This is a genomic window from Altericroceibacterium indicum (assembly GCF_009828105.1).
GTDB lineage: Bacteria > Pseudomonadota > Alphaproteobacteria > Sphingomonadales > Sphingomonadaceae > Altericroceibacterium > Altericroceibacterium indicum.
The window spans coordinates 1-5800 of sequence record NZ_WTYQ01000010.1; the positions used below are offsets into that span (position 1 = coordinate 1).

Sequence of the window (5800 nt, forward strand, 5' to 3'; positions counted from 1 at the left end):
TGGTTGCGGGGGTAGGATTTGAACCTACGACCTTCAGGTTATGAGCCTGACGAGCTACCGGACTGCTCCACCCCGCGTTGTGTTGTATCTCTGGTGACTAGAGACACGAAAGCCGCCGCTCGGATTTTGTCCGGCAGCGGCATTTGATGTATTGTGATGGGTTTTTGCCCGCAGGCTACAATGCCTGGCGACGTCCTACTCTTCCAACGCTTGAGCGTTAGTACCATTGGCGCTGTCTGGTTTCACGGCCGAGTTCGAGATGGGATCGGGTGGGTCACAGACGCTATGGCCACCAAGCAATGTGGCCTGCGGGTTAATCGATGTTTGTTTGTCTGGCTGTGATGACGTTCTTTGATCAACTTGGGCCTGATGATTATCAGGCCTGTCGTTGATGGTGGGATTCATCAAGCGTGAACAGAGTTATTAGGACCGGTTAGCTTCATGCGTTACCGCACTTCCACACCCGGCCTATCAACGTGATGGTCTATCACGACTCTAAGATACCTAATCTCAAGGGAGGCTTCCCGCTTAGATGCTTTCAGCGGTTATCCCGTCCATACATAGCTACCCTGCGGCACCCTTGGCAGGATGACAGGTACACCAGAGGTATGTTCACCCCGGTCCTCTCGTACTAGGGGCAACTCCTTTCAAGTATCGACGCCCACGGCAGATAGGGACCAAACTGTCTCGCGACGTTCTGAACCCAGCTCACGTACCACTTTAATTGGCGAACAGCCAAACCCTTGGGACCTGCTCCAGCCCCAGGATGTGATGAGCCGACATCGAGGTGCCAAACGATTCCGTCGATATGAGCTCTTGGGAATCATCAGCCTGTTATCCCCGGCGTACCTTTTATCCGTTGAGCGATGGCCCTTCCACGAGGGACCACCGGATCACTATGACCGACTTTCGTCTCTGCTCGACCTGTCGGTCTCGCAGTCAGGCAGGCTTATGCCATTGCACTCTTGCAGACGGTTTCCAACCGTCCTGAGCCTACCATCGCGCGCCTCCGTTACTCTTTAGGAGGCGACCGCCCCAGTCAAACTACCCGCCACAGAGGGTCCCAGTACCGGATCACGGTACGTAGTTAGACATCAGAAAACAGCAGGGTGGTATTTCACCTATGGCTCCACATCGGCTGGCGCCAATGCTTCAAAGCCTCCCACCTATGCTACACAGCTCTTTCCTAATGCCACTCTGAAGCTGCAGTAAAGGTGCACGGGGTCTTTCCGTCTAACCGCGGGTACTCCGCATCTTCACGGAGAATTCAATTTCGCTGAGCATATCCTGGAGACAGTGGGGAAGTCGTTACGCCATTCGTGCAGGTCGGAACTTACCCGACAAGGAATTTCGCTACCTTAGGACCGTTATAGTTACGGCCGCCGTTTACTGGGGCTTCAATTCGGAGCTTGCACTCCTCCTCTTAACCTTCCAGCACCGGGCAGGCGTCAGACCCTATACGTCGTCTTGAAGCCGACTTAGCAGAGTCCTGTGTTTTTGATAAACAGTCGCTACCCCCTGGCCTGTGCCCCCTGCCAAAAGTTGCCTTAAGACAGGGCCTCCTTCTTCCGAAGGTACGGAGGCAATTTGCCGAGTTCCTTCAGGATACTTCTCTCAAGCGCCTTGGTATACTCTACCTGACCACCTGTGTCGGTTTCGGGTACGGTCTATATGAAGAGGCTATTTCCTGGGACTATTTGGCTGCCCGATCAATCCGTTAAGATCGAACAACTTCCACAATCCGTCACACATCTTCAGGCCCACGAATATTAACGTGGTTCCCATCGACTACCCCCTTCGGGCTCGTCTTAGGGGCCGGCTCACCCTACGCTGATTAGCATTGCGTAGGAACCCTTGGTCTTTCGGCGAGAGGGCATCTCACCCTCTTTATCGCTACTCATGTCAGCATTCGCACTTCCGATACGTCCACCCTCGGTTACCCTTGAGCTTCACTCGCTTACGGAACGCTCCGCTACCGCTCAGAATAAATTCTGAACCCTAAGCTTCGGTGCATCACTTTAGCCCCGATACATTTTCGCCGCAGGAACCCTTATTTAGACCAGTGAGCTGTTACGCTTTCTTTAAAGGATGGCTGCTTCTAAGCCAACCTCCTGGTTGTTTTGGGATTCCCACATGCTTTCCCACTTAGTGATGACTTGGGGACCTTAGCTGTAGGTTAGGGCTGTTTCCCTTTTGACGACGGACCTTAGCACCCGCCGTCTGTCTGCCGGATAAGACTCGTTGGTATTCGGAGTTTGGTTAGGTTTGGTAGATCTCGCGACCCCCTAGCCCATCCAGTGCTCTACCCCCAACGGCATACATCCGACGCTCTACCTCAATAGATTTCGCGGAGAACCAGCTATTTCCCGGCTTGATTGGCCTTTCACCCCTAAGCACAACTCATCCGATAATTTTTCAACATTAAACGGTTCGGACCTCCAGTGCGTGTTACCGCACCTTCATCCTGGTCATGCATAGATCGCCGGGTTTCGGGTCTAATCCAACATACTCTGTCGCCCTATTCAGACTCGCTTTCGCTGCGCCTACACCTATCGGCTTAAGCTTGCATGGTAGATTAAGTCACTGACCCATTATGCAAGAGGTACGCTGTCACCCCCTAAAGAGGCTCCAACTGCTTGTAAGCATTCGGTTTCAGGTACTGTTTCACTCCCCTAATCGGGGTGCTTTTCACCTTTCCCTCACGGTACTAGTTCACTATCGGTCATGTACGAGTATTTAGGCTTGGAGGGTGGTCCCCCCATGTTCAGACAGGATTTCACGTGTCCCGCCCTACTCGAGTCTTCTCACATCATTTTCACATACGGGGCTGTCACCCGCTATGGCCACTCTTTCCAAAGTGTTCTGTTAATTGAATGAGAAGCACTGGCCTGGTCCGCGTTCGCTCGCCACTACTAACGGAATCTCGGTTGATGTCTTTTCCTCCGGGTACTGAGATGTTTCAGTTCTCCGGGTTCGCTTCACCAAAGCTATATATTCACTAAGGTGATACCCTATCCACCTCGCTCATTATCCGATTGCTCGAACAACGAGAGAAATGGTGAAGGTGGGTTTCCCCATTCGGAAATCGCCGGATCAAAGTTTGCTCACAACTCCCCGACGCTTATCGCAGCGTGCCACGTCCTTCATCGCCTGTACATGCCTAGGCATCCACCAAATGCTCTTACCTCACGCTTGAGAATCCACACCATCAACGACAGGCCTGAGAGTGATAAAACTTGCTGCTTGCATAAACCAGCAAGTCCTCAAACCCATGCTACTAACCTGTAGCTTTTGTTGCGGACGTTATCTCAGCCAGACATAAAATATCTGTTGTGTCGCATGATCACATCAGTCCGTAGACCAATATAAATCCATGCGCCACGGCATCGATTAAAAACCCATTCACAATGTCAAAGACGCGAAGAGCAGATCTCTTCGCTACCACACCCTGGCCAAAGCCGGGCGGGATCAGATGTATTTCATACACTGGAGTGTAAAGAATGCGCCTCAAGTAGCGTAAGCGATAGGCGCTTAAACGCCTCAAGCAGCGCAGCGGTAGGCCACATAAATGGTGGAGCCTATCGGGATCGAACCGATGACCCCCTGCTTGCAAAGCAGGTGCTCTCCCAGCTGAGCTAAGGCCCCCTACCAAACTTTAAAATCTATGGTGGGCCGAGTAAGAGTTGAACTTACGACCTCACGCTTATCAGGCGTGCGCTCTAACCACCTGAGCTACCGGCCCATCGCGCCATCACAAGCTCTCAATTCTATACAATAGAATTGCCAAGCCGCGGGCGGCGTGAGCCAGCTCAGGCATTTATCACATGCGCAGTAAAGCGCCTGTAACAATCTCCAGTGATGAAAGGACATGAGGACGACGGCAATGTTCTTTGAAAAAGTGCGAAGCTCTTCCAACCGCAAGGGCTGGCGCTTTCGTACTAATCCTTAGAAAGGAGGTGATCCAGCCGCAGGTTCCCCTACGGCTACCTTGTTACGACTTCACCCCAGTCGCTGATCCCACCGTGGTTAGCTGCCTCTCTTGCGAGTTAGCGCACTACCTTCGGGTGAAACCAACTCCCATGGTGTGACGGGCGGTGTGTACAAGGCCTGGGAACGTATTCACCGCGGCATGCTGATCCGCGATTACTAGCGATTCCGCCTTCATGCTCTCGAGTTGCAGAGAACAATCCGAACTGAGACGGTTTTTAGAGATTAGCATGTTCTTGCGAACTAGCTGCCCACTGTCACCGCCATTGTAGCACGTGTGTAGCCCAGCGTGTAAGGGCCATGAGGACTTGACGTCATCCCCACCTTCCTCCGGCTTATCACCGGCAGTTTCCTTAAAGTGCCCAACTAAATGATGGCAACTAAGGATGAGGGTTGCGCTCGTTGCGGGACTTAACCCAACATCTCACGACACGAGCTGACGACAGCCATGCAGCACCTGTCACCGATCCAGCCGAACTGAAGAAAAGAGTCTCCTCTCATCGCGATCGGGATGTCAAACGCTGGTAAGGTTCTGCGCGTTGCTTCGAATTAAACCACATGCTCCACCGCTTGTGCAGGCCCCCGTCAATTCCTTTGAGTTTTAATCTTGCGACCGTACTCCCCAGGCGGATAACTTAATGCGTTAGCTGCGCCACCCAAGTTCTGTGAACCCGGACAGCTAGTTATCATCGTTTACGGTGTGGACTACCAGGGTATCTAATCCTGTTTGCTCCCCACACTTTCGCACCTCAGCGTCAATACTTGTCCAGTCAGTCGCCTTCGCCACTGGTGTTCTTCCGAATATCTACGAATTTCACCTCTACACTCGGAATTCCACTGACCTCTCCAAGATTCTAGTCTAGCAGTTTCAAGGGCAGTTCCGGGGTTGAGCCCCGGGATTTCACCCCTGACTTAATAGACCGCCTACGCGCGCTTTACGCCCAGTAATTCCGAACAACGCTAGCTCCCTCCGTATTACCGCGGCTGCTGGCACGGAGTTAGCCGGAGCTTATTCTCCAGGTACTGTCATTATCATCCCTGGTAAAAGAGCTTTACAACCCTAAGGCCTTCATCACTCACGCGGCATTGCTGGATCAGGCTTTCGCCCATTGTCCAATATTCCCCACTGCTGCCTCCCGTAGGAGTCTGGGCCGTGTCTCAGTCCCAGTGTGGCTGATCATCCTCTCAGACCAGCTATGGATCGTCGGCTTGGTAGGCCTTTACCCCACCAACTACCTAATCCAACGCGGGCCCATCTTAAGGCGATAAATCTTTGGTCCGAAGACATCATCCGGTATTAGCAGTCATTTCTAACTGTTATTCCGAACCTTAAGGCAGGTTCCCACGCGTTACGCACCCGTGCGCCACTAACCCCGAAGGGTTCGTTCGACTTGCATGTGTTAGGCATGCCGCCAGCGTTCGTTCTGAGCCAGGATCAAACTCTCAAGTTTGAGTGCATCAATACAATAACCAGCCAAAGCCAGCCATCATACCAACGTTCAAGGAGCCGATTACCTGCATCTATCAAACGTAATGGATACGAAGGACTATGTAAGGTAACGACTTAAATACCGGTATCCGGAGCCTTAAAACCCCCGGACCGGGCGCCGTCGCCCACATGTCCCTTCATCAATCAATCAACAATGTCAAAGAACCCCAACAACAAAGACAGCAATCAGTCCCTGAAATTAAATCCCAGGGGAATTGCTATCCCATCAATGTTGGCGACCAACTCAGTAGCGCCAGAAGCGCCGTCCCCGTGTCGGTGAAGCCCCTCTAGGACTAACCCCAGATTCGGTCAACACACTTTTTT

At 52.4% G+C, this 5800-nt stretch carries 3 tRNA genes and 3 rRNA genes; all 6 read right to left on the minus strand.

Features of this window, described 5'->3' with window-relative positions:
* The 6 genes from GRI39_RS14275 to GRI39_RS14300 all read right to left on the minus strand — a co-directional run bounded on the left by GRI39_RS14275 (position 1) and on the right by GRI39_RS14300 (position 5438).
* Positions 1 to 77 (minus strand) — tRNA-Met (locus tag GRI39_RS14275).
* Positions 78 to 182: 105 nt separating this feature from the next.
* Positions 183 to 297, minus strand: a 5S ribosomal RNA gene (gene rrf, locus GRI39_RS14280).
* A gap of 106 nt (positions 298 to 403) precedes the next feature.
* A 23S ribosomal RNA gene (locus tag GRI39_RS14285) occupies positions 404 to 3195 on the minus strand.
* A gap of 374 nt (positions 3196 to 3569) precedes the next feature.
* Positions 3570 to 3645 (minus strand) — tRNA-Ala (locus GRI39_RS14290).
* A 20-nt stretch (positions 3646 to 3665) separates the two neighbouring features.
* Positions 3666 to 3742: transfer RNA gene (locus GRI39_RS14295), tRNA-Ile, on the minus strand.
* Positions 3743 to 3949: 207 nt separating this feature from the next.
* Positions 3950 to 5438, minus strand: a 16S ribosomal RNA gene (locus GRI39_RS14300).
* The 16S, 23S and 5S rRNA genes sit together here with 3 tRNA genes alongside, the layout of an rRNA operon.
* Between the last annotated feature and the right edge of the window lie 362 nt (positions 5439 to 5800).